24 protein-coding genes are annotated in these 23,307 nt (G+C 60.2%); 8 read left to right on the plus strand and 16 right to left on the minus strand.

The window, feature by feature from the left end; translation table 11 throughout:
* Positions 1-717 (minus strand): ABC transporter ATP-binding protein, encoded by a 717-nt coding sequence (locus HJ583_RS08830; RefSeq protein WP_101942803.1) that lies wholly within the window; start codon positions 715-717, stop codon positions 1-3.
* Here HJ583_RS08830 and HJ583_RS08835 point away from each other — a divergent pair.
* The gene (locus HJ583_RS08835; RefSeq protein WP_170021588.1) at positions 704-1,309 is read left to right on the plus strand and encodes an arylesterase; all 606 of its coding nucleotides are present in this window, start codon (positions 704-706) and stop codon (positions 1,307-1,309) included. The two genes, HJ583_RS08830 and HJ583_RS08835, sit on opposite strands and share 14 nt — an antisense overlap.
* A gap of 6 nt (positions 1,310-1,315) precedes the next feature.
* Here the strand turns inward: HJ583_RS08835 and HJ583_RS08840 are convergent, their stop codons facing one another.
* A complete protein-coding gene (locus HJ583_RS08840) occupies positions 1,316-1,876 on the minus strand; it encodes a DUF4124 domain-containing protein (RefSeq protein WP_170021589.1) in 561 nt (186 codons plus the stop codon).
* Between the two features lie 64 nt (positions 1,877-1,940).
* Entirely contained in the window at positions 1,941-2,981 is a 1,041-nt protein-coding gene (gene selD, locus HJ583_RS08845) for a selenide, water dikinase SelD (RefSeq protein WP_170021590.1), read from the minus strand.
* A gap of 11 nt (positions 2,982-2,992) precedes the next feature.
* Here selD and mnmH point away from each other — a divergent pair, with 11 nt between their 5' ends.
* Together mnmH and HJ583_RS08855 are read left to right on the plus strand one after the other, a co-directional pair.
* Positions 2,993-4,048, plus strand: a complete 1,056-nt coding sequence (mnmH, locus tag HJ583_RS08850) for a tRNA 2-selenouridine(34) synthase MnmH (RefSeq protein WP_170021591.1) — start codon at positions 2,993-2,995, stop codon at positions 4,046-4,048.
* On the plus strand, positions 4,045-4,530 hold the full coding sequence (locus HJ583_RS08855) for a hypothetical protein (protein WP_170021592.1): 486 nt from the start codon (positions 4,045-4,047) through the stop codon (positions 4,528-4,530). The genes mnmH and HJ583_RS08855 overlap by 4 nt, the downstream gene beginning before the upstream one ends.
* Here HJ583_RS08855 and HJ583_RS08860 read toward each other — a convergent pair whose 3' ends face one another.
* Together HJ583_RS08860 and cysS are read right to left on the minus strand one after the other, a co-directional pair.
* On the minus strand, positions 4,531-5,187 hold the full coding sequence (locus HJ583_RS08860) for a ParA family protein (RefSeq protein WP_170021593.1): 657 nt from the start codon (positions 5,185-5,187) through the stop codon (positions 4,531-4,533).
* A 146-nt stretch (positions 5,188-5,333) separates the two neighbouring features.
* Complete coding sequence (gene cysS / locus HJ583_RS08865; protein ID WP_170021594.1) at positions 5,334-6,710, minus strand: cysteine--tRNA ligase; 1,377 nt, start codon at positions 6,708-6,710, stop codon at positions 5,334-5,336.
* 149 nt (positions 6,711-6,859) lie between these two features.
* Between cysS and HJ583_RS08870 the strand changes: the two genes are divergently transcribed.
* The 5 genes from HJ583_RS08870 (at position 6,860) to HJ583_RS08890 (ending at position 11,076) form a co-directional block, all read left to right on the plus strand.
* The gene (locus tag HJ583_RS08870) at positions 6,860-7,933 is read left to right on the plus strand and encodes a nuclear transport factor 2 family protein (RefSeq protein ID WP_170021595.1); all 1,074 of its coding nucleotides are present in this window, start codon (positions 6,860-6,862) and stop codon (positions 7,931-7,933) included.
* Positions 7,930-9,150, plus strand: a complete 1,221-nt coding sequence (locus HJ583_RS08875) for a L,D-transpeptidase family protein (protein WP_235943793.1) — start codon at positions 7,930-7,932, stop codon at positions 9,148-9,150. The genes HJ583_RS08870 and HJ583_RS08875 overlap by 4 nt, the downstream gene beginning before the upstream one ends.
* A gap of 2 nt (positions 9,151-9,152) precedes the next feature.
* A complete protein-coding gene (locus HJ583_RS08880) occupies positions 9,153-9,746 on the plus strand; it encodes a peptidylprolyl isomerase (protein WP_408058184.1) in 594 nt (197 codons plus the stop codon).
* A gap of 49 nt (positions 9,747-9,795) precedes the next feature.
* A complete protein-coding gene (locus HJ583_RS08885) occupies positions 9,796-10,287 on the plus strand; it encodes a peptidylprolyl isomerase (RefSeq protein ID WP_101942693.1) in 492 nt (163 codons plus the stop codon).
* A 69-nt stretch (positions 10,288-10,356) separates the two neighbouring features.
* Positions 10,357-11,076, plus strand: a complete 720-nt coding sequence (locus HJ583_RS08890; protein ID WP_170021596.1) for a UDP-2,3-diacylglucosamine diphosphatase — start codon at positions 10,357-10,359, stop codon at positions 11,074-11,076.
* A 69-nt stretch (positions 11,077-11,145) separates the two neighbouring features.
* Here HJ583_RS08890 and purF read toward each other — a convergent pair whose 3' ends face one another.
* The 11 genes from purF to HJ583_RS08945 are packed head-to-tail and all read right to left on the minus strand — an operon-like array spanning position 11,146 to position 23,046.
* Positions 11,146-12,672 (minus strand): amidophosphoribosyltransferase, encoded by a 1,527-nt coding sequence (purF, locus tag HJ583_RS08895; RefSeq protein ID WP_101942691.1) that lies wholly within the window; start codon positions 12,670-12,672, stop codon positions 11,146-11,148.
* Between the two features lie 17 nt (positions 12,673-12,689).
* Positions 12,690-13,178, minus strand: coding sequence for a CvpA family protein (locus HJ583_RS08900; protein WP_170021597.1), 489 nt, complete (start codon positions 13,176-13,178; stop codon positions 12,690-12,692).
* A gap of 10 nt (positions 13,179-13,188) precedes the next feature.
* Positions 13,189-13,881: an SPOR domain-containing protein gene (locus HJ583_RS08905; RefSeq protein WP_170021598.1), complete on the minus strand. Its 693-nt coding sequence runs from the start codon at positions 13,879-13,881 to the stop codon at positions 13,189-13,191.
* Positions 13,882-13,887: 6 nt separating this feature from the next.
* Positions 13,888-15,171 carry a bifunctional tetrahydrofolate synthase/dihydrofolate synthase gene (folC, locus tag HJ583_RS08910; RefSeq protein WP_170021599.1) on the minus strand — a complete coding sequence of 428 codons (1,284 nt, stop codon included), beginning with the start codon at positions 15,169-15,171 and terminating at the stop codon, positions 13,888-13,890.
* 3 nt (positions 15,172-15,174) lie between these two features.
* Positions 15,175-16,044: an acetyl-CoA carboxylase, carboxyltransferase subunit beta gene (gene accD / locus HJ583_RS08915; protein WP_170021600.1), complete on the minus strand. Its 870-nt coding sequence runs from the start codon at positions 16,042-16,044 to the stop codon at positions 15,175-15,177.
* 27 nt (positions 16,045-16,071) lie between these two features.
* Positions 16,072-16,869: a tryptophan synthase subunit alpha gene (gene trpA / locus HJ583_RS08920; RefSeq protein WP_170021601.1), complete on the minus strand. Its 798-nt coding sequence runs from the start codon at positions 16,867-16,869 to the stop codon at positions 16,072-16,074.
* An 18-nt stretch (positions 16,870-16,887) separates the two neighbouring features.
* Complete coding sequence (trpB, locus tag HJ583_RS08925; RefSeq protein ID WP_170021602.1) at positions 16,888-18,102, minus strand: tryptophan synthase subunit beta; 1,215 nt, start codon at positions 18,100-18,102, stop codon at positions 16,888-16,890.
* Complete coding sequence (locus HJ583_RS08930) at positions 18,077-18,718, minus strand: phosphoribosylanthranilate isomerase (protein ID WP_170022000.1); 642 nt, start codon at positions 18,716-18,718, stop codon at positions 18,077-18,079. The genes trpB and HJ583_RS08930 overlap by 26 nt, the downstream gene beginning before the upstream one ends.
* Positions 18,719-19,519, minus strand: a complete 801-nt coding sequence (gene truA, locus HJ583_RS08935; RefSeq protein WP_170021603.1) for a tRNA pseudouridine(38-40) synthase TruA — start codon at positions 19,517-19,519, stop codon at positions 18,719-18,721.
* Complete coding sequence (locus tag HJ583_RS08940) at positions 19,507-20,115, minus strand: CbiQ family ECF transporter T component (protein WP_268968152.1); 609 nt, start codon at positions 20,113-20,115, stop codon at positions 19,507-19,509. Before HJ583_RS08940 ends, truA begins: the two co-directional genes overlap by 13 nt.
* 27 nt (positions 20,116-20,142) lie before the next feature.
* A complete protein-coding gene (locus tag HJ583_RS08945) occupies positions 20,143-23,046 on the minus strand; it encodes a FimV/HubP family polar landmark protein (RefSeq protein WP_456243325.1) in 2,904 nt (967 codons plus the stop codon).
* Positions 23,047-23,307 lie beyond the last annotated feature (261 nt).

Genomic DNA, 23,307 nt, shown 5'->3' on the forward strand with positions numbered 1-23,307 from the left:
TCAATCCGCCAGCAAAGCCTCCGCCTCGATCATGCAGCCGCTGCGCAGGCGGATGCTGCGGCCACAGGCATGGGCCAGGCCATCATCATGCGTCACCAGCAAGAGCGTAGTACCGGACTCCCGATTGAGCTCGAAAAGCAGATCAATGATGTGCCGGCCGGTGGTGCCGTCCAGATTTCCTGTCGGTTCGTCAGCCAGCAGCAAGGCCGGCTGCATAGCAAAAGCACGCGCCAGCGCCACCCGTTGTTGCTCACCACCGGAAAGATGCTTCGGATAATGCCCGGCCCGTGCAGCGAGCCCGACCCGGTCCAGCCATTGTCGCGCAAGCTCCCTCGCACCGCTGCGCCCGGCCAGCTCCAACGGCATCATGACGTTCTCCAGTGCCGTCAGCGCCGGCAAGAGCTGAAAGGACTGGAACACGAAACCGATCATGCGCCCGCGCAAGGCTGCTCGCCCGTCCTCATCGAGGGCATAGAGACTCTGCCCGCCAAGCTTTACATCCCCCGAACTGGGAACATCGAGGCCGGCCAGCAGTCCGAGCAAGGTGGATTTCCCCGAACCCGAAGCGCCAACAATGGCCAGCGTCTCTCCGGCCTCGACCGAAAATTCGATCTGCTGCAAGATGTCCAGCTTGCCGCCATCGGCCAAGGCAACCGTCTTGGCCAGCCCTTTCACTTCCAGCACTGGCCCGGAGCCCTTAGGCATGTCTCGTTTCATCATCATCCTGTTTGCAATCTGCTCGATTCAAAATGCCCTGGCCGCAAACATCCTGGTATGGGGCGACAGCCTCTCAGCCGGCTACGGCATTGCCCAGGAACAGGCCTGGCCGCAACTGCTGAGCCGCAAGCTGGTCACCGAAGGCTACCGCCACACGGTAATCAACGCCAGTATCAGCGGCGAGACCAGTGCCGGCGGACTGACCCGCCTGCCCGCAGCCCTGACCCGCGACAAGCCGTCCATCGTAATCATCGAACTGGGAGCCAACGACGGCCTGCGCGGCCTGCCGGTGCCGGCCATGCGCAAGAACCTTGATGCCATGATCCGCAGCGCCCAGGCCAGCGGCGCCCGGGTGATGCTGATCGGCATGCGCATGCCGCCCAACTTCGGCCCGGTCTACACCCAAAAGTTCCAGCAGACCTACAGTGAGCTCGCGCAGCAGTACAAGACGGCCCTTCTGCCCTTCATGATGGAAGGCTTCGCCGAGCGCAGCGAGCTATTCCAGGGCGACAACCTTCACCCCACCGCAGAGGCCCAGCCTCTGATCCTCGCCAACGTGTGGTCAGCGCTCAAACCGCTGCTGCGCAAGTAGCCGTACTCACAAGCCGTCAGCCTTGGTGCTGCTAGTTTTTTTTGCGGGCTCCTTGGCCATTTTTGCCGTTTTTGAAGACGAACTGGACTGTGCCGGAGGTTTGGGTTTGGGTGTCGGACGAATCGGCGGCTGACTCCAGCCCGGAATCGGTACATACACCGTTGAACTGCCGCCCTGGCCGTAGAGCTGGGCATCAACATTGTCTTCGCAATCAACCCCACGATTGCGCTTGCAGGCTTCGATCATCCGCAGACGAGCCGCCTCGACATCCGACACCGGTGCGGCGCTGCTGGCGCTCTCCTGCTCTGGCTTGGTGGTGATACCCCCAGCCGCCGGCCCCACCGCTTTCGACGCGGCCTTGGCAGCTTCCGGTGACGGCGCAGCAGGCGGCGGCGTAAAAGCCGGCATCACCGTAACGCCGCCGGACACCTTGCTAGCCTTGACATCCTTGGGTGGCGTATCGCCGTACTGAATTTTGCCGTCCGCATCCAGCCATTTATAAACCTCGGCCTGTGTCCCGAAGGTGCACAGGCCGAGCAGGCACAGCACAATCGTCGTTTTTCTCATGCATCAACTCCCGGCTCTGGCGCCTTCTACGGACGCTCACGATTAAAAAATTCGAAACTGACAATCAGCTCACCGACAACTCTGGCGCGCCATTGACCAAGTGCCCAATAACGCTCGCCACTTCAAATCCGTTGTCATGGAATACCCGCAAGGCCGCATCGGCGACAGACGGAGCACAACTCACCAACAAACCGCCACTGGTCTGCGGGTCCGTCAGCAAGGTCTGCTGCCAGTCCGGACAGTCCACCGGCAAGCGCACATCCTGACCATAGGCCTTCCAGTTGCGCGGACTGGCTCCAGTACGCAAGCCTTCACGGGCAAAGACTTCAGCCGCAGCAATCCGGGGGATACGGGGAAACTCGATCATTGCTGCCAACTGCGAACCGCGACAGATTTCGAGCAGGTGGCCGGCCAGACCAAAGCCGGTCACATCGGTGATCGCATGTACACCATCGAGGGCTGCCAGCAAGGGGCCAACCCGATTGAGCTGGGTCGTGTAGCGGATCATCTCGGCATAGCCAGCCGCGTCCAGCCGCTCCTTCTTGAGTGCGGCAGAGAGCACCCCCACTCCGAGCGGTTTGCCCAGGATGAGTGCATCCCCCGCTTGAGCATCGGCATTGCGGCGCACTTTGCCGGGATCCACCAGCCCCAGCGCAACCAGGCCATAGATCGGCTCCAGCACATCAATCGAATGCCCACCAGCGATCGGAATGCCCGCCTCGCGGCAGATGCTGGCACCGCCCTCGAGCACCTTACCGATCACTTCGGGCGGCAACTTGTCCAGTGGCATGCCGACAATGGCCAGGGCCATGATCGGTGTGCCACCCATTGCATACACGTCCGAAATTGCATTGGTCGCTGCGATGCGGCCGAAATCGTAGGGGTCATCAACGATCGGTGTGAAAAAGTCAGTGGTGGCGATCAACGCCTGCGTCTCATTCAGGCGATACACCGCAGCATCGTCCGAGGTTTCGATGCCTACCATCAGCTCTGGCGGAATCAGGCCTTGCGGCGCACGCGCCAGAATATCGGCGAGAATTCCCGGCGCAATTTTGCAGCCGCAGCCGCCGCCATGGGAAAATCGGGTCAGACGAACTTCTTCCATTACCATCCTTCATGTCCAGAACAACGGTGACGCTAGCAGAACTCGGTGATTTCGACGAGATCATCGATGTGCGCTCTCCTGCCGAATACCAGGAAGACCGCATCCCCGGCGCCATCAACTGCCCGGTGCTGGACAACGAACAACGCGCCCTGATCGGCACGCTTTACAAGCAACACTCGCCCTTCGAAGCGCGCCGCCTCGGCGGCGCTCTGGTCGCCGAGAACATTGCGCACCACCTGAAGGAAACCCTCTGCGATCGCCCGAAAAACTGGCGCCCCCTGCTCTACTGCTGGCGTGGCGGCATGCGCAGCGGCTCCTTCGCAACCTGGATGCGGCTCGTCGGCTGGCAAGCCTGCCAGCTTGAGGGCGGCTACAAAACCTGGCGCCAACATGTCATCGACGAACTTGTGCGCCTGCCCGCTGCCCTCGATCTGCGCGTGATCTGCGGCCCCACCGGCAGTGCCAAGACCGCCGTGCTGCAAGCGCTCGCCGCTCAAGGTGCTCAGGTGCTTGATCTGGAAGGCTTGGCGGCACACAAGGGCTCTGTGCTTGGTGGCCTGCCAGGCCAGCCCCAGCCCGCTCAGAAATGGTTCGAAAACCTGATTGAGCAGGCCTTGAAGTGCTTTGATCCGGCCCGCCCGGTTTTTGTCGAAGCGGAGAGCCGCAAGATCGGTGCGCTGTTCATACCTGAAGTTCTCATCGAGCGGATGCGTGCAGCCCTTTGCATCGAAATCGAAGCTAGCCGCGAGGCGCGTGTCGAATATCTGTTGCGTGACTATGCTTGGCTCGGCGAGCGGCCTGCCGAACTGGCGCAGAAACTGGGTTTTCTCAAGGGTTTGCAAGCCAACGAAACACTCAGCCGCTGGCAAGACTGGGCACTGGCACGGGCACTGCCTGAGCTCTACGCTGAGCTCATCGACCTACACTACGATCCGCTCTACGCGCGCTCACAGAATCGTAATTTCACCCGTTTCCCGCAAGCACAGCGCTGCAAGACAAACGATCTTTCCACGGCCGGCATCGAACAGCTCGCAGCCAGCATCCTCAAGCACTCGGAACACTCATGAGCAAACCCAGCCGTCGCCCGCGACGCCAGAACCGCCCGAAACACGATCTGCAGACTTACTCCAATCGCCAACCAGCCCGCACCCTGGCGGTAATGGTTGGCATCCCATTGCTGATCTGCCTGCTCGCAGCCATCAGCCGCAAGGAATATGGTTTCAGCCTCTGGATCATCAGTTCGATTTTTCTTATCGCCTTCATGCTGTTTTCGTCGTTGACGATCCGCGTGTCGAACGATGAGCTGCACTGGCACTTTGGTCCCGGTCTGATCCGCAAAGAGGTTCCCATGGCCGATGTTGCCCGTGCGGAAATCGTCCGCACCCGGTTATGGGACGGCGTCGGTATCCACTACACGAAGCGTGGCTGGCTCTACAACGTGTCCGGACGGGATGCAGTGGCCATCACCCTGAAGAACGGCAAGCAGTTCATGCTGGGTAGTAATGACCCGGTTGGGCTGTGGGAGGCGATCGAGCAGCGGCTCAGCTGATCAATCCAGCGTTGGCGGCAGGCAGTGCACGCCCAGCCACGCCGCGATCGCCTGCCACTGCTCCAGATCGCGCGCGACCCGCGTGGGCGCGACGTCAAACAGACTCATGCCGTGGGCAGCCAGCTGCACATAGTTCTGCGTATCGCGCAGGCAGGCCACCAATGGCAGGCCACTGCCTTCCACGAAACGCAGGAATTCGGCGGCAGCGCGGGAGCGCTCATTCACGCGCATACCAATCAATGCTACCTGCACACCGCGTGCCGCCTTGAGCTCGGCAAGCTCATCGAAGAATGAACGCGTAGCGAGAATATCGAACATCGAAGGCTGCACCGGTACCAGCACGCGCGTAGCCAGCTTCAGGCACTCCTTGAGTTTGTCGCCATGAAAGGCCGCTGGAGTATCGAGCACCACATGCGTCGTCCCTGCGGGCGGGCGCGCGGCGCGATCCGGCTTCAAGTCCCACGACCGGATCAACGGCAACACGGCGGGGCGCCGTGCGAGCCACAGACGCGAGGACTGCTGGCGATCCACATCGCCGAGCATCACCTGCGCAGCCCCCGTCACCCCGCCGCGCCAGGCCAGCAAGCCGGCCAGATTCGTGGCCAGTGTGCTTTTACCGGCCCCACCCTTGGGATTGGCGACGAGATAGACCTGCATGACTAATCTCCAGATTTCAACCGCAGTCGATCCGCGCCTAAATGGAAATCGTAACGCGCGAGGACAAGGCCGGAAGAAGGAGCGCCAGCGTACAGGGGTAGGCTGAGCACTACAGTTTCGGGATTGCCCCGCGCAGCAGATTTACATCAGGCGCGGCGCCAGGTGGTACCGCCGGCACCATCCTCAAGCACGATGCCACGTGCCTTGATTTCATCGCGGATGCGATCGGCTTCAGCAAAATTCTTCGCTTTCTTCGCTTCATTGCGCGCCGCAATCAGGGCATCGATCTCGGCGGCCTCGTCTCCCGCCGCTTCACCCTGCACGAAAGCGGCAGGATCCGCCTGCAAGAACCCCAGCGTGCCGCCCAGCGCGCACAACAGCGCGGAGAGTTTCGCGTCACGCGTGCGGTTGATCTCGTTGCGCAACTCGAAGAGCACCGCAAAAGCCATCGGCGTGTTGAAGTCATCGCACATCGCGTCGAAGAAACGTTTGGCGTAGGGCTCAGTCCAGTCAAGCTCAAACTCAGCTGGCGGAACGTCGCGCAAGGCGGTGTACAACGAAACCAGTGCCCCACGCGCATCCTGCAGGATGTCCCAGGTGTAGTTGATCTCGGAACGGTAATGGCCGCGCAGCAGGAAAAAACGTACGGCCTCGCCGCCCTGCACTGGATCGAGCTTGTCAAGTACGGCACGCGTCGTGAACACGTTACCCAGCGACTTGGACATCTTCTCGTTGTCCATGTTGAGGAAAGCCGCGTGCATCCAGTAATTCACGAAAGGCTTGCCGGAAGCCCCCTCGCTCTGGGCGATCTCGTTCTCGTGGTGCGGGAACTGCAAGTCCCAACCACCGCCATGGATATCCAGGGTTTCACCGAGCTCGGCCCGGCTCATCGCCGAGCATTCGATATGCCAGCCCGGCCGGCCTTCGCCGTAATGCGAACACCAATGCGGCTCCTGTGGCTTGGCCGCCTTCCACAACACGAAGTCGAGCGGATCGCGCTTGTGACCATCCACCGCCACACGCTCGCCAGCACGCAAATCGTCAATCGACTTGCCGGAAAGCTTGCCGTAACCCGGGAACTCGCGCACAGCGTAGTAAACATCGCCATTACTGGCTGGGTAGGCCTTTCCATTGGTCACCAGATCGCCGATCAGCCCCAGCATGTTGTCGATGTGCTGGGTGGCACGCGGTTCGGCCGAGGGCCGCAGCATCAGCAGGCGATCGCAGTCTTCATGCATGGCCGCCACCATGCGGGAGGTCAAGGCCTCGATCGGCTCGCCATTCTTGTTCGCGCGATCAATGATCTTGTCGTCAACATCAGTGATGTTGCGCACATACTTGACCTGATAACCCGCAGCCGTGAGCCAGCGATAGACCATGTCAAACACGGTCAGGGTGCGGGCGTTACCGATGTGGAAATAGTCGTAAACCGTGAGGCCGCACACATACATGCGTACCTTGCCGGGTTCAATGGGCGTAAAGGCCTGCTTCTCGCGGGCGAGCGAATTGTGGATCCTGAGCATGATTCGACGAAGACAGTCTGTGGGAATGAGGGTCTCCGGGCGCGTCCGGAAGGACATCCTCCTTGAATGCGTTGGGATTGGGGGCAGAGCATAGTAAAATCGCGCTCGCACTCTGCCGACCCACGCACAACCGGACCGACTCTACCATAATGCGCCACTCGATCTCCCGTTGCTCCCGCATCTGCATCACTGCACTGCTGGCTCTTTCGACTGCTGCGCTCTCCGTTCCTGCTGCTGCCCAGGCCACCCTAAGCGAAGCCCAGGCCCTGCTCGCTCAAGGTCAGCGCAGCCAGGCCCTCGACAAGATCGACCGCGTGCTGGCCAGTAACCCCAAAGATCGTCAGGCACGCTTTCTGAAAGGTGTGATTCTCGCCGAGATGAATCGTCTTGATGACGCTGCCGTGGTGTTCGTGAAGCTCACTGAAGAAGCCCCGGAACTCCCCGAGCCCTATAACAACCTGGCCGTCATCTACGCCCAGCAGAAGCAGTTTGACAAGGCCAAGGCCGCGCTCGAAATGGCTATCCGCACCCATCCCTCGTATGCCGTGGCGCACGAGAATCTGGGCGATCTCTACGCAAAGATGGCCCGCCAGGCCTATGACCGCGCCCTGCAGATCGATTCGAACAACAGTAATGCACAGGCCAAGCTGAACCTGCTGCGCGATATCAGTACGGCCGGCGCCCGCCCTGCCACGCCGACCAAGCCAGTCACCGTTGCCGTCACCACGCCAGCTCCTACCGCCGCACCTGAAGTTCCTGCCGTCAAACCGGTGCAGGCCGCGAGCAGTACGGCAGCCGTTGCAGCCAGCAGCAAGCCTGCAGCTTCCGCAGCGAGTTCCAGCGCCGTAGCCGAACCGCCGGCCAAACCAGCTACGGCAGACAACGATCAGCGCGCCGTACGCAGCGCCGTTCTGTCCTGGGCGGAGGCCTGGTCGAAGAAAAACACCAAGGAGTATCTAGGCTACTACGCCAGGGATTTTGACGTGCCGGATGGCAAGACCCGTAGCGCCTGGGAAGCAGAGCGTATCGATCGGGTAGGCAAGCCAGGCGCCATCAAGGTCACGCTCAGCGAACTAGACATCAAGCTCAATGGCGACCGTGCCATCGTCCGCTTCAAGCAGAACTACCAGTCTGCAAGCTTCAAGTCTGCCAGTGGCAAAACCCTTGAAATGATCCTGCGCAATGGTCGCTGGCAGATTCAACAGGAACGGATCGGACGTTGACCCGCACACTCAAGCACCTGTTCAGCAGCAAGCTGCACCGCATCGCCGCCTGTGCGGCGCTCATCGTCTCCTCGGCCGCCTGGGCACCCACCGGACTCTACGCCGGCGTATCGGATGCTGGTCCGGATGCCACGATCACTCTGATCATTCGTGACATTGAGCAGAACAAGCTCGATGTCGCGCTGGCACGCACCGAAAACCTGCTCGGGCTTTATCCGAATTTCCGGCTCGCTCACCTGATCCGTGGCGATCTGCTACTTGCGCGCACCCAGCCACTGGCAACCTTTGGCAATGCTGCAGGCGCGCCCGCCGACAAGCTGCGTGATCTGCGTGAAGAAGCCATTGCGCGCTTGCAGGGCTATCGCAATCGCCCAGCACAGAATCAAGTGCCCCGCTATCTGCTGCAGATGCGCGAAGATCAGAACCATGCGGTCGTGGTCGATACCAAGCAGTCCCGCCTCTATCTTTATCGCAACGAAAAAGGCCGTCCGGTCTTCGTCGCGGATTGGTATATCAGTCAGGGTAAAGCTGGCGCGGAGAAGCAGCGCGAGGGTGACAACAAAACCCCGGTTGGCCTCTACCAGGTCACCAGCGTGATGCCGCCAGAAAAGCTCACCGACTTCTACGGCAAGCGTGCCTTCCCGCTCAACTATCCCAATGAATGGGACAAGATGCAGGGGCGCAACGGTCACGGCATCTGGCTACACGGGGTACCACGCGATACATTCGCCCGCCCGCCCAAGGCCTCGGAAGGCTGCGTAGTACTAGCCAACCAAGACCTAGACGCTCTTTCCACCTATCTACAAATCGGTGTCACTCCAGTGATCATCAGCAACGGCATCGAATGGCTGTCGCTGGATGACTGGCAGAACGAGCGCAGCGCACTGAATCAGGCTATCGACGACTGGCGGCGCGACTGGGAGAGCCGCGATGTCTCGCGCTACCTGTCCCACTACTCCACCCGCTTCAAGACCAATGATCAGAATTTTGAAGCCTGGGCACGTCAGAAACGTGAAGTCACTGCTGGAAAAACCTGGGTCAAAGTCGAGCTGCGCAATCTGAGCGTGCTACGCAACCCGGGCAGCCAGGATGAGATGGTCATGGTCAGTTTCGAGCAGGACTACCGCAGCAGCAATCTCAACAATGTCGCCAAGAAGCGCCAATACTGGCGCAAGGAAAACGGGCGCTGGAAAATCATCTACGAAGGAGTTGCCTGAACATGAGCACAACGATCATCCGACTGATGCGCTGCACCATGCTGTTGCTGAGTTGCCTGGCTCTGCCCGTTGCTGCCCAGTCTGCTGCACCCCGCGTTCAGGTCGTCACCAGCGCAGGCGAATTCACCCTCGAGTTGAACGCCGAGCGTGCGCCGAAGAGCGTTGCCAATTTCCTGAAGTACGTTGAAAGCGGCCATTACGCAGGCACCATCTTCCACCGTGTAATCAAGGATTTCATGATCCAGGGGGGCGGCTTTAGCGCCGACATGAGCCAGAAATCCGTGCAGGCGCCGATCCAGAACGAAGCCGCCAACGGCCTCAAGAATGCACGCGGCAGCATTGCCATGGCCCGCACCGGCGACCCGCATTCCGCTACCGCCCAGTTCTTCATCAATACAGTGGATAACAACTTCCTCGACTACCCGGGCCAGGACGGCTGGGGCTACGCCGTATTCGGCAAGGTTGTGGCAGGGATGGACGTGATCGACAGGATCCGCAGCGTACCGACCACCAATGCCGGCATGCATCAGAACGTCCCGGTCAAGCCCGTCACCATCCAGAGCATGAAGCTACTGCCGGCACCTGCCGCCAAATAACTTTCACCATCCGGCCCCATCCGGGGCCGCTTTTCCCCCGGAGCCCTCCATGATCAAGCTGCACACCAGCCACGGCATCATCGCCCTCGAACTCGACGCCGAAAAAGCCCCCGAATCCACCAAAAATTTCATTGCTTACGTGGAAGCCGGCCACTATGACGGCACCATCTTCCACCGCGTTATCAAGGACTTCATGATCCAGGGTGGTGGCATGCTGCCGGACATGAGCCAGAAACCGACTCAAGCACCGATCAAGAACGAAGCCAACAACGGCCTCAAGAACGAACGCGGCACGATCGCCATGGCCCGCACCTCGGACCCGCACTCAGCTACCGCCCAGTTCTTCATCAATACCGTCGATAACGACTTCCTCAACTTCCGCAACGAATCCGTGCAGGGCTGGGGTTACACCGTATTCGGCAAGGTTGTGGAAGGGATGGATGTCGTCGACCTGATCCGCGCAGTCAAGACCGGTCGCAGCGGCTATCACTCGGATGTGCCGGTGGAAGCAGTTGTCATCACCAAAGCGGAAGTGGTCTGATTCCTCACCACCCGATTTGAGCAACGCCGGCTTCGAGCCGGCGTTCTTTCATCTACCGGACTTCACACCTTGATCCTCTTCATCTCCGACCTGCATCTACAAGCCGCAGAACCGGAAACAGCACAGGCTTTTCTGGAGTTTCTCGCTGGCCCAGCCCGCCAGGCGCGCGAACTATGGATCCTGGGCGATCTGTTTGAACTGTGGACAGCCGACGACGATTTGCGCGAAGCCTTTCCGGCCAGCATCGCCGATGCGCTGGCCGATCTTTGCCGCAGCGGCGTTGCCATCCGCATCGTGGTAGGCAATCGCGACTTCATGCTCGGCAAGGTTTTCGAAGCGCGCAGCGGCGCCCGCATCGTGCCTGAACCCGCGCTACTCGAATTTGAAGGCAAGCGTCTGGTGCTGCTGCACGGCGATGCGCAATGCACGGACGATGTGGCCTACCAGCGTTATCGCCGCCGCATCCGCTCGCCCTTCATTCAGGCCTTGCAACGCAATCTGCCCTACTTTGTAAGGCGTGCCATCGTGCGCCGCATTCGCCAACGCAGCGTCATGAACAGGCAAAAGTACGGCGAAAGAAAAATCTCCGACTTGAATGCAGACGCGATCGCCGAAGTCTTCCGCGCAACCGGCGCAGATATCATGATTCACGGCCATACACACCAGCCGGCCTGCCACACGCTGGCAGTGGACGAACGCGAATGCCAGCGCTGGGTGCTCGCTGACTGGCACGGCAAGGCCACCTGGCTGGAAGCCGGACCGGAGGGACTCATTGCACGCGGCGGCTGAATTCGGCCAGCTGAAACGACAAGCCCCGGTCATCAGCCGGGGCTTGTCGTTTCAGCAGCAAAGCCAGACTCAGTTGCTGGCGCCTGCCATCAGATTCAGATCGAGCTGCTCAGCATCATCGTCAGCCGCCTTGCTGGCCGCACCACGCCCACCCTCAACGCTATCGAGGTAAGCGGAAGTTACATCGCCGGTGACATACACACCATCAAAACAGGAACACTCGAACTGCTCAATGGCCGGATTCAAATCACCGACAGCCTTCTTCAGGTCTTCCAGATCCTGATAGATCATCGCATCGGCCCCGATTTCCTTGCCCACCTGATCGGCATCGCGGAAAGCAGCGATCAGCTCGTTCTTGCTGGGCATATCGATCCCGTACACGTTGGCATGGCGTACCGGCGGCGCAGCGGAGGCCATAAAGACTTTGGTTGCTCCGGCTTCGCGCGCCATGTTGATGATCTCGCGGCTGGTCGTGCCGCGCACAATGGAGTCATCCACCAACAGCACGTTTTTGCCGACAAACTCCTGATGCATGGCATTGAGCTTCTGGCGCACCGACTTCTTGCGCACCGCCTGGCCCGGCATGATGAAGGTTCGGCCGATGTAGCGATTCTTCACAAAGCCTTCGCGATACGACACGCCGAGATGGCTCGCCAACTCCATCGCCGCCGAACGACTGGAGTCCGGAATCGGGATCACCACGTCAATCTTGAGATGGCTGTACTCGCGCTTGATCTTCTCCGCCAGATACACGCCCATTTTCACGCGGCTCTCGTAGACCGAAATACCGTCGATGATCGAATCAGGACGAGCCAGATACACATACTCGAACATGCAGGGTGCGAAACTGCGCATATCCGCGCACTGACGTGTGGACAGCTTGCCATGGGTATCGATCAGCACCGCTTCACCCGGCGCGATGTCGCGCACAGTTTTGAAGCCCAACACATCCATCGCGACCGATTCGGAAGCCACCATGTACTCGGTGCCCTCAGGCGTTTCATGCGCGCCGAGAATCAGCGGCCGAATCCCATGCGGATCACGGAAAGCCAGCAGGCCATAACCTGCAATCATCACTACCGCAGCGTAAGCACCCTTGGCACGCTTGTGAGTACCCGCCACAGCGGTAAAGATGGTGTCCTCGTCGAGGCGGAATGCACCGTTCGAAGCCACCTGCAACTCATGCGCGAGCACATTGAGCAGCACCTCCGAATCAGAGTTGGTGTTCATGTGACGCAGATCGCCCAGATACATCTCGCGCTTGAGCTCATCCGAGTTAGTCAGGTTGCCGTTGTGTGCCAGCATCAGACCGAAGGGCGAATTCACGTAGAAAGGCTGGGCTTCTGCCGCATTAAAGGCCGAACCAGCGGTCGGATAGCGACAGTGACCAATCCCCCAGTTACCTTCCAGATTGCGCATGTTGCGAGTGCGGAAGACTTCGCTCACCAGGCCGGAGCCCTTGTGCATGTGGAAACGACCGGACTCCGTGGTGGCGATACCGGCGGCATCCTGACCGCGATGCTGCAAAACCAGCAGACCATCGTAAAGCAACTGGTTGACCGGGCCTTTGGCCATTACGCCGATGATTCCGCACATACCTTCTTCACCTGTATTCAATACTTGATTCGATCTGCCAGATCCTGGGGGAGCCAGGGTTTGACAGCCAGTACAGCAACTTCCAGCGGCGGTGCGAAAGTTGATCCGCGCCACCATTGTTCTTTCGGCAGGCTGCTCATGCCCGCAGCCCCCACTAGCAGCAAGGCCAGAACCACCGCGCGCAGCACACCGAAACCGGCCCCTGCCATACGATCCAGCACACCGAGGCCTGCCACACTCAATAGCTCCCGCAAGAGGAATCTCAGCAAGGCCAGCAGCAGCAAGACCGTAATGAACACCGCCACAAAAACCAGCGGCCAGCGAGCCCACTCCGTCTCCACCGCGCCAGCCAGCATCGGCACGCCCAAGGGCGCGCAGTACCAGGCGATGGCCAGCGCCAAGATCCAACCCAGCAGCGCAAATACTTCGCCAACCAGCCCACGCCATAAGCCCAGCAACGCGCTCAGCGCCAGCAAGACCAGAAAGATGTGATCAAACAGCGTCACGATCCGACGCTCACTTGCTTGTCACGATTCCGTTCAGACCCGCTTTCTTGAGCTTCTCCACGACTTTATCGGCACTCGCGCGATCAGCATAAGGGCCGGCTCGCACGCGGGTCCGATCCGCCTGCTTTTCCAGACTCGCCTTAACACCGCTGGATGAAGCCCGAGTCGCCACCTCGCGGGCATTGGCTTCCTCGCGATAAACCCCCAACTGCACGAAGAACCTCCCCGTCGCGGCAGGCTTGGACTCAGCGGGTTTAGGCTCGGCAGGCTTGGCCTCGGCAGACCGGACAGCAGCGCTGCTATCACTGCGCCCTTCAAGAATGTCACGTGCACGCTGCGCCTCCACAGGCGGCTTGGCAGCCGGCTTGGGCGCACTCTGGGCAGGCATTTCAGGAACAGGAGGAGGGACTACAGTACTTTGCGCAACGGCCGGGGCGAGCTCCGCAGGCTTGGCGGCAGGCACTGACTGGGCAGGCAAAACCGGTGACGCAGGTGGCGGAGCCGCTCCGGCGATCAAACGGGAGGCGTAGTTACCTCCCTCCTGGCTGGGGATACGGATCGAGAGCTCTTGAGAACCGGGTGCGGGCTCGCTGTCCATCACCATCGGCAGCACGATGGCCGCCACCAGAGCCAATGCAATGGCCCCTACCAGACGGCGTCGGGCGCGTTTCTTGAGATCGAGCTGGACGTCGTTTTCAGCCATGAAAACTCACCGGGAAGCAGCCGCACGCATCACGTCGGCCACGGTCAGGAAGGAACCAAAGGCCACGATTCTATCACCCTCGGCAGCCTGCTTCCGCGCTGCGGCAAAAGCTTCGGCCGGGCTAGCAAAACAGGCAAGACTGGCCTTGGTGCCAGACGCTTCCAAAACCTCAGCCAGTTGCGCGGCACTGGCCGCACGCGGCCCCGGCAGGTCACACAGCAACCAGTGATCGACCCGCGGAAGCATATGCTGCAGGCTCCCCACAATATCCTTGTCAGCCAGCATCCCGCATACCGCCCAGGTATCCGGGAAGAAGCCCATATTGGATAGATTGTCGGCCAGCACCGCAGCAGCCTGTGGATTGTGCGCTACATCCAGCACCACGGCGGGTCGCCCCGGCAAGACCTGGAAGCGTGCAGGCAGTTCGACCGTCATCAACCCCTGGCGCACAGCCTGCATCGGAACCGGAAGCTGCTCCTGAAGGCACTCTAGTGCAGCCAGCACGGTCGATGCGTTCAGCAACTGATTGGCACCACGCAGCGCCGGATAGGCCAGGCTGTTGCGGCGCTGGGCACGCCCCTGAAAACTCCACTGTGTCTTGTCACCCGCGAAACCATAATCCTTGCCCTGCAGGCGCAGATCGGCACCGATGGCGCGCGCATGGGCGACAAGACTCTCTGGCGGTTGGGGGTCACCGCACACGGCGGGCTTGCCCGCCCGGAAAATTCCGGCCTTCTCGAAGCCGATCTTCTCGCGCGTATCGCCGAGATAATCCATGTGATCCATGGCTACACCGGTCACGATACTGCAATCGGGTTCGATGACATTCACGGCATCCAGCCGACCACCCAGACCGACCTCCAGAATGATCACATCCAGATTTTTCTGGCAAAACAGCCACCAGGCCGCCAGCGTGCCGTACTCGAAATAGGTCAGGGGAACCGGCTCACCAGCCGCGCAGCGTGCCGCGTCCACCGCCGCAAAAGCCGCGCACAGGTCCGCATCGGACGCCTCCTGCAGATCGATACGCACCCGCTCGTTGTAACGCAGCAGGTGCGGCGACGTGTAGAGGCCGACACGATAGCCGGCAGCATGCAGGATGGCTTCCAGCATGGCGCAGGTGGAACCCTTGCCATTGGTGCCACCCACCGTGATGACCCGGGCGGTGCTGCCTGCAGCGAGTGCATCACGCACCCGTGCGACCCGCTCCAGCCCCAGATCGATTGGCCGGCTATGCTGCGCTTCGATGTGCGCCAGCCAGGCTTCCAGCGTGGCGAATGCGACGGGCATGAATCAGGCGTTGGTAACCGCCGGCTGGCGGGACAGCAGGGTGATGACCTGGGACAGACGATCGCGCAGTTCGCGGCGATCCACCACCATGTCGATAGCGCCCTTCTCGAGCAGGAATTCGGAGCGCTGGAAACCTTCGGGCAGCTTCTCGCGCACGGTCTGCTCAATCACGCGCGGGCCGGCAAAACCGATCAGCGCATTCGGCTCGGCCATCACCACATCGCCCATGAAAGCGAAGCTGGCCGACACACCGCCCATGGTCGGATCGGTCAGCACGGTGATGAAGGGCAGCTTTTTGGCCGACAGCTTGGTGATGGCAGCCGTCGTCTTGGCCATCTGCATCAGGGAGAAGAGGCCTTCCTGCATGCGCGCGCCGCCGGTGGCGGTAAAGCAGATGAAGGGCAGGCCCTGCTCCACCGCAGCGTTCACGCCGCGCACGAAGCGCTCGCCCACCACGGAGCCCATTGAGCCACCCTGGAAGTCGAATTCAAACACGGCCACCACGGCAGGCACCGTCTTGATTGCGCCCTGCATGACCACCATCGCGTCGGCTTCGCCCGTATCTTCGGCAGCGGCCACCAGACGGTCGACGTACTTCTTGCTGTCACGGAACTTCAGCGGATCCACCGGCACGACTTCCGCGCCAATCTCGAAACGGCCTTCCGGGTCGAGCAGCAGATCCAGGCGTGCACGCGCACGGATGCGCTTGTGGTGGCCGCATTTAGGGCACACATGTTCGCTGGCTTCGAGATCGGAGCGATACAGCACCGCCTCGCAGCTATCGCACTTGATCCACAGGCCTTCCGGGATCGACTTGCGGACCGGCTGGTCACGCTTGATCTTCGGGGGCAGAAGTTTGGTCAGCCAGCTCATTTCAATACCTCTTCAATCTTGAATTACTCAGGCCGCATCAAGGGCGGAACGGATGCCAGCCAGGAAGCCCTGGACGCGAGCGTTCAGCCCTTCTTCGCCCTGCTCCACTTCCTGCACGATGCGCGAGCCGATCACTACTGCATCGGCCACGGCTGCCACGGCACGGGCGGACTCGGCATCCCGGATACCAAAACCCACGCCGATCGGCAAGGAAATATGCGCGCGCAATTCGGCAAGCTTGGCGGCCACACTGGCCACATCCAGATTTGCCGCGCCCGTCACCCCCTTCAGGGAGACGTAATACACATAGCCTTCGGCCAGCTTGGCCACGGCCTGCATGCGGCTGACCGGGGTAGTCGGAGCCAGCAGGAAAATCGGGGCGATACCGAAACGCTTGAGCACGGCCACGCGCTCGACGGCTTCCTCGGGCGGCAAGTCGACGGTCAGCACGCCATCCACACCTGCAGCCAACGCCGCTTCGCCAAAAGTTTCATAGCCCATGGCTTCAAGCGGATTGGCGTAGCCCATCAGCACCACCGGCGTATCGGCATTGGTCTTGCGGAACTCCGCCACCATCGCGATCACCTGACGCAGGCTGGTACCGAACTTCAGCGCACGCTCTGCGGCGCGCTGGATCACCGGGCCATCGGCCATCGGATCGGAGAACGGCACGCCCAGTTCGATGATATCGGCGCCCCCCTCCACCAACGCGTGCATCAAGCCGAGCGTCGCCGCTGGATTCGGATCACCTGCAGTGACGTAGGGAATCAGTGCCTTGCGGCCTTCGGCCTGCAGACGGGAAAAAGTATTCTGGATACGAGACATGATGTATCTGCTGACGGGTTACAGGACGATACCGTCGAGACGGGCGATCGTCGGAATGTCCTTGTCGCCACGACCGGACAGATTGACCACGATCACCTGATCGCGGCCCATGGTCGGCGCCATCTTGGCGGCATGGGCCAGGGCATGGCTGGATTCCAGTGCCGGAATGATGCCCTCGAAACGACACAGATCATGGAAAGCGGCCAGCGCCTCATCGTCATTCGCAGCCACGTACTCGGCGCGATGGATATCCTTGAGATGGCAGTGCTCGGGGCCGACACCTGGATAGTCCAGACCAGCCGAGATCGAATGGGTATCCACGATCTGGCCGTTCTCGTCCTGCATCAGATTGACGCGCTGACCATGCAGCACGCCAGGACGGGCATTGGTCGTCAGCGGCGCAGCATGCTTGCCGGTTTCGATGCCGTGACCGCCAGCTTCGACGCCGATCAGGCGCACGCCCGGCACTTCAATGTAAGGGTAGAAAATACCGATCGCGTTGGACCCCCCACCCACGCAGGCCACCACCGCATCCGGCTGGCGCCCCAGTTGCTCGGCGCACTGCACTTTGCATTCCTCACCAATCACCGACTGGAAGTCGCGCACCAGTTGCGGATAGGGGTGCGGGCCGGCGCAGGTGCCGATGATGTAATAGGTCGAGTCGACGTTGGTCACCCAGTCGCGCATGGCTTCATTCATGGCGTCTTTTAGCGTCTTGGAGCCGCTCTCCACCGGCACCACGGTCGCCCCCAGAAGCTTCATGCGGAATACGTTCGGCGCCTGCCGGGCCACATCCTCGGCACCCATATAGACGATGCACTCAAGACCGTAGCGCGCTGCAACCGTGGCCGAAGCCACACCATGCTGGCCGGCACCGGTTTCGGCAATCACGCGCTTCTTGCCCATGCGGCGGGCCAGCAGGGCCTGACCAATGGTGTTGTTCACCTTGTGGGCGCCGGTATGGTTCAGATCCTCGCGTTTGAGATAGATCTGCGCACCACCTAGCAGTTCGGACCAGCGCTTGGCGTGGTACAGCGGGCTCGGGCGGCCGACGTAATGCTTCAGTTCGTAATGGAACTCGGCCATGAAGGCCGGATCCTTGATGGCCTTCTCGTACTCGGCGCGCAATTCGTCCAGCGCAGGAATCAGGGTTTCGGCAACGTAGATACCGCCGAACTGACCGAAATGGCCAGACAGATCGGGAAAGTTATACGAGGACTTGTTTTCGGCCATCTGCTTCACGCACTCCAGCAACAAAAGCTTCTATCAGGGCGCGGTCCTTGATTCCTTTGGCCGCTTCGACACCACTGCTCACATCCACTGCCCACGGCTGCACCGTGCTGACAGCTTGCGCCACATTGCCCGGATTCAGGCCACCAGCCAGCACCAGCGGCACCGGGAAGGTCTCTGGCAACAGGCTCCAGTCAAAGACTTCGCCACCACCACCATAACCCTCGACCCAAGCATCAACCAGCAAACCAGCTGCCCCCGGAAAACGAGCCGCGTAGTTTAACAGATCGAAGCCCGCCCTCACTCGAGCCGCCTTCATCCAGGCTCGTCCGAAGGATTCGCAGTAAGCAGCATCCTCCTCGCCGTGAAACTGCAACAAGGACAGCGGCACTTCCGCCAGCACTTCGCGCACGCGGGCTGCCTCCTCGTTCACAAACAAGCCCACACTCGCCACGAAAGGCGGCAACTCCGCACACAGTTCGCGTGCCTGTTCGATACTCACGGCACGGGGGCTTGGCGGATAAAACACGAAGCCGATGGCATCCGCCCCTGCCGCAACAGCTGCACGAACATCCTCGACGCGGGTCAATCCACAGATCTTGATGCGGGTTCGCATGATTCAGAGCCCAGAAGGCAGGAACAGGGGCGCGATGATACGGCCTCCGTCCGGCAGATTCCAGCGATCGGGGTATTCCACCCCGCTCAGGTAGAGGCCATCCGGCATGAAAGTAGGCGGCGCCCGACGACGATTGCGCATGGCCAAAAGCTCGCCAAGCCACTCTGGCGAACAGGCGCCCTTGCCGACATACACCAGTGCCCCCACCATGTTACGGATCATGTGATGAAGAAAGGCATTGGCCGCAAAATCAAACACGAACCACGGCCCGACCTGCGTCACGCTGGCTTCGCGCAAAACCCGCACCGGTGAGTTCGCCTGACATTGCGCCGCTCGAAAAGACGAGAAATTATGCTCCCCCAGCAGATACTGCATGGCGGCCTGCATTGCATCGATATCCAGCGGCGCATGAAACCATCCCACACGGCCATGCAGGAGCGCACTCCGGACTGGCCTGTTAAGCAGCACGTAGCGATAGCGTCGCCCCAAAGCGGAGAAGCGCGCGTGAAAATCCTCCGCTACTTCCTGCGCCCAATTGACGGCCACTCCATCCGGCAAATGCGCATTCACACCCCGCACCCAGGCACTCGCCGGGCGCTCGGCCTGGGTATCAAAATGCGCGATCTGTACGGCAGCATGCACCCCGGTATCGGTCCGCCCGGCGCACTGCAGTTGCACGGACTCGCCAGCAATCGTATCCACCGCAAGCGTTAGGCAGTCCTGCACCGTGCGCCCGTGACGCTGAGTCTGCCAGCCCTCAAAAGCGGCGCCGCAATACTCCAGACTGAGCACTATGCGAGCCATAGCCAGCCCCCCGCAATCAGCAGCATGAGCATCATCAGCGCCAGGTCCGTCCCGGACAAGGATTTAAGCTCCCAACGCAGAGGGGACAAATCCTGCTCCCGTGGGGCTGCCATCAGAATTTCGCGCCAGTTTCCCGCACCCACAGCCAGATGATCGAGCACCAGACGCAGGCGCAGGATGAAGCGATCCACACTGACCCCAAGTACTACCAAGGGTTTCATCAAACTATGCAGACCATTCATCCAGGCGGACTTATCAAGCACCACGAGCAGAACAGCCAGTACGCTAGCTGCCGCCAGCAGGCGCAAGGATTGCTCAAGGGCTAGCAACACCCCTTCGCGACTCGGACTGAAGACCCCTGCTTGCGGCCACATGAGACTTCCAGGCGTCTGCCAGGCAAACAGGATGAACAGAGCAAGAAGAATGAAGCGCATACGCCGCCAGGTACGCCAGGTAGGCGTCTTCGCCAGCAACAGACTGATCGCTCCAACCAGCAGCGCAAGCAACCAGAAACCTGGCCCGTTCAGGCATTGCAACAGGAGAATCAAAAAAAAACCGGCCGTCATGCAGACGGCCGGATGGATAGATCTAAACATTTGTATTCAGCTAGCAAGCCTCATGAATCAGCCTAGGCGCCCGAGCATCGTGCGAGCCTGTTCCTTCTGAAAGTCGGCACCATCCGAGATCACCTCTTCGAGCAGCTCACGCGCGCCTTCCATGTCGCCCATTTCCTCGTATGCCTTAGCAAGCTCGAGCTTGGTGCTGACCTCTTCATTGACATCGATATTGTCCTGAATAGGCTCATGCACGACGGAAGCGGTCAGCGAGGCGGCAGGACTTGCGGCATTCTCGGCACGGAGATTCACGGCAGACAGATCCAGCATGGTCGGTTTGGTATTGGTTTCTTCGCCCAACTCGAAATCGAAATCAAGCAAACTGCCTTCAAAGTTGGTTTTCTCCAGATCCACTTCAGAAAGCGACTCCCCGCGACCAGACGTCTCAATACCCAGATCGAAATCCTCATCAGCCGCTACCGCAGCCTGAGCAGGTTTCACAACAGCCTGCGTCACTGGTTCATCATCCAGTCCGATATCAAACTCAAGCGGCATTTCTTCGCCCGGCAGTGAAGGCTGGGTCGAAGTCGCTTCATCCATCGTCCGGAACTCGTCCTCACGAGGCTCCATCTCGGTTGGCTGATCGACTCCTGCGGGGGTTTCAAGATCCAGATTGAAATCCAGATTCAGGGACTCAGGGACCGGCTGGACCGGCGCTGCGGGAGTCGCTTCAGCCAGCACAGGCATGTCACTTTCACCCGTCGTGAACTGATTGATCTCACCCGGTACAGTCCACGTCGAACGGACCTGCGAAATGTTATTGGTGCCAAAACTCACTGCCGGCGCTTCCGCCATCGGAGTTTCAGGCGGCAGATTCACTGCAGCCGAAGCAGCGACGGCCGCAGGAACCGCATCACCAGCAGCCATCTTGTAGAGCGGATTGGCGGGATCGAGCTTCAGACCCAGCGCCGCAGCCTTGCTCCAATCGTCACCCACACCTGCCGTCTGAGTGTAGAGATCAGTTGCAATGTTCTCAAACTGCTTCAGGGAGCGACGTTGCGAATAGATTTCGAGCAGCTTCAAATACACCGCAGTACGCGAAGGATCATTCTTCAGTGCATCGAGAAGAATTTCCTCAGCCTGAGCATCACGGCCATAAGCCATGTACACATCGGCTTCAGCGACCGGATCAACGCCTTCATCAGCATCAATCGCGGACATACCAGACTGGCTGAAGTCGGTATGCAGCAAGCTAGTGCCGCCCGTATCCACCGTCTGACCACCGGCGCTGCCAAACACAGAGTTAGGACTGGTAATCGAGGATTCAGTCAGCTGAGTATTCCCGCTACCCGCAGCTGCCATTTTTCGACGCTGTTTAACGACCACATAACCAACAGCACCGGCAACTCCCGCCAGTCCAAGCAGGGCCAACAAGGGATTGCTGAGCAAACCCTCCTCCTCAACCGGTAACGGGGCTGGCTCAAGCTTCGGGGCCGCCACTACAGACTGCTCCACCGCAGGCGCAGATATTTCGGCGACCGGCGCCGGTGGCTCAAGCACCGGTGCAGACGCTTCTGCAACAGGCGCCGATGCAGCAACTGCCGAGGCTTCGGCGACCTTGCGCGCCTCCTCAGCGGCGAGAGCTTCCTGAGTTTTCCTGGCCTCATCAGCCAGACGAGCCTCTTCTGCCTTGCGCGCCTCCTCAGCCTTCCTGGCCTCGTCAGCCCGCTTGGCCTCCTCGGCCTTGGCTGCAGCCTCAGCCTTTTCAGCCTTGGCCTTGTCTGCCTTACTCATCTCAGCTTTGGCCTTGTCCGATTTTTCGGCAGCCTTCGCTGCAGCCTGGGCATCCGCCAGGCTCTTGTTCTTCAGATCGACAAGCTTCTGCAACTCACGCACATTCTTCTCAAGGTCAGCAACGCGCGAGTTAGCCTCCTTGAGCGCCTTTTCACGCGCGACCACATCATCCTGCAACGACTGGATGCGTGCCTTGGTGGCCGCATCACCTGTTGCCGCCGCCGAAGCTTTGCCTTCGGCCGCAGTTACTTTAACCTTGTCCTTACCTTGTTGCGCAGCAACAGCTTTTTCCTCAACCTTGGGAGCAATCTTGCCCGAGGAACCCTGAGCTGCACCACCTTCCTTAGCTGGAGCGGCTGTTGCAGCAGAAGCCACGGACTGACGATACTGCTCGAAACTCGAGGCCTTAAGGACGATCTGACGGGCCTCTCGCTTGGAAATATCCGCGACGCCAGCTGCCTCCGGCACCTTAAGAATGCGCCCAGCACGCAGACGGTTGATATTGCCCCCCACAAACGCATCGGTATTGGCCCGATACAGGGCGGCCAGCATCTGTTCCTGACTGACTTCAGCCGGCTTGGTTTCTGCTGCGATCTTGGAGAGCGTGTCACCGCGCTTGATGCTGTACTCACCAGAAGTCATATCAGCTGCCGGTGCTGGAGACGCGGCCGCTGCAGATTTCGTTTCGCGAGGCGTAGCGGGTCCGGAAGTCGGCGTAGCCCCCTTGGCTACCGGTGCAGACACGACTGGCGCAACAACCGGTGCTGCAACCCGAGCGGGCCCGACATCAGAAGGATCCAGCAAGAAAGTGTAATTACGCTGCAGACGACCGCCCACCCAGTTCAGGTCGAGCAGTAGTTCTACAAAGGGCTCATTGAAAGCACGGTCTGTGGAGATCTTGACGACTGATCTGCTACCCCGACGTTCAATAGCCATTTTTACGCTGGTGAATTCAGCGAGATATTCAACGTTGGCACGTTTGAACGCTTCGGCTGATGCCAGCTTCGCAATCATTCCATCGAGCTCTTCGGGACTGGCCGAGAGTTCGACTTCAGCGCGCAGAGGCTGCCCTAGCGCACTCATGACATTGATACGGCCAAGCCCGGCAGCGCCGGCACTTCCGCAAAAGGCCAACATCATCGCTGCGACGAGGGTGTTACGAAGCATCGGAGTTTTCATATCGAGTACGCGCGGTGCATTCAGGAAGCCACCGTCTCTGAGGGTTAGAGATAAACTTCAAAATAACATCAACGAGTTATCGCCGCAAGCTAACCTATTACCTGAGTATCAGCAATACAACACCGTATTTCAGGGGCATTGCGGCAATTCCGTCTGGCGAAAAAATACGCCACGGGCATCAATCTGAAGGTCGAATAAAAATACGGCGGCCCGCTCTGAAGCGCAACCGCCGCATCCCAAATTCCTTATAGATCAAAACAC

It is taken from the genome of Uliginosibacterium aquaticum, from assembly GCF_012972705.2.
Classification (GTDB): Bacteria; Pseudomonadota; Gammaproteobacteria; order Burkholderiales; family Rhodocyclaceae; genus Uliginosibacterium; species Uliginosibacterium aquaticum.

Coding starts and splice junctions, on each gene's coding strand:
- HJ583_RS08835 (WP_170021588.1), top strand. CDS start 704: ATGTCTCGTTTCATCATCATCCTGTTTGCAATCTGCTCGATTCAAAAT.
- HJ583_RS08830 (WP_101942803.1), bottom strand. CDS start 717: ATGAAACGAGACATGCCTAAGGGCTCCGGGCCAGTGCTGGAAGTGAAA.
- HJ583_RS08840 (WP_170021589.1), bottom strand. CDS start 1,876: ATGAGAAAAACGACGATTGTGCTGTGCCTGCTCGGCCTGTGCACCTTC.
- selD (WP_170021590.1), bottom strand. CDS start 2,981: ATGGAAGAAGTTCGTCTGACCCGATTTTCCCATGGCGGCGGCTGCGGC.
- mnmH (WP_170021591.1), top strand. CDS start 2,993: ATGTCCAGAACAACGGTGACGCTAGCAGAACTCGGTGATTTCGACGAG.
- HJ583_RS08855 (WP_170021592.1), top strand. CDS start 4,045: ATGAGCAAACCCAGCCGTCGCCCGCGACGCCAGAACCGCCCGAAACAC.
- HJ583_RS08860 (WP_170021593.1), bottom strand. CDS start 5,187: ATGCAGGTCTATCTCGTCGCCAATCCCAAGGGTGGGGCCGGTAAAAGC.
- cysS (WP_170021594.1), bottom strand. CDS start 6,710: ATGCTCAGGATCCACAATTCGCTCGCCCGCGAGAAGCAGGCCTTTACG.
- HJ583_RS08870 (WP_170021595.1), top strand. CDS start 6,860: ATGCGCCACTCGATCTCCCGTTGCTCCCGCATCTGCATCACTGCACTG.
- HJ583_RS08880 (WP_408058184.1), top strand. CDS start 9,153: ATGAGCACAACGATCATCCGACTGATGCGCTGCACCATGCTGTTGCTG.
- HJ583_RS08885 (WP_101942693.1), top strand. CDS start 9,796: ATGATCAAGCTGCACACCAGCCACGGCATCATCGCCCTCGAACTCGAC.
- purF (WP_101942691.1), bottom strand. CDS start 12,672: ATGTGCGGAATCATCGGCGTAATGGCCAAAGGCCCGGTCAACCAGTTG.
- HJ583_RS08905 (WP_170021598.1), bottom strand. CDS start 13,881: ATGGCTGAAAACGACGTCCAGCTCGATCTCAAGAAACGCGCCCGACGC.
- folC (WP_170021599.1), bottom strand. CDS start 15,171: ATGCCCGTCGCATTCGCCACGCTGGAAGCCTGGCTGGCGCACATCGAA.
- accD (WP_170021600.1), bottom strand. CDS start 16,044: ATGAGCTGGCTGACCAAACTTCTGCCCCCGAAGATCAAGCGTGACCAG.
- trpA (WP_170021601.1), bottom strand. CDS start 16,869: ATGTCTCGTATCCAGAATACTTTTTCCCGTCTGCAGGCCGAAGGCCGC.
- trpB (WP_170021602.1), bottom strand. CDS start 18,102: ATGGCCGAAAACAAGTCCTCGTATAACTTTCCCGATCTGTCTGGCCAT.
- truA (WP_170021603.1), bottom strand. CDS start 19,519: ATGGCTCGCATAGTGCTCAGTCTGGAGTATTGCGGCGCCGCTTTTGAG.
- HJ583_RS08940 (WP_268968152.1), bottom strand. CDS start 20,115: ATGTTTAGATCTATCCATCCGGCCGTCTGCATGACGGCCGGTTTTTTT.
- HJ583_RS08945 (WP_456243325.1), bottom strand. CDS start 23,046: ATGAAAACTCCGATGCTTCGTAACACCCTCGTCGCAGCGATGATGTTG.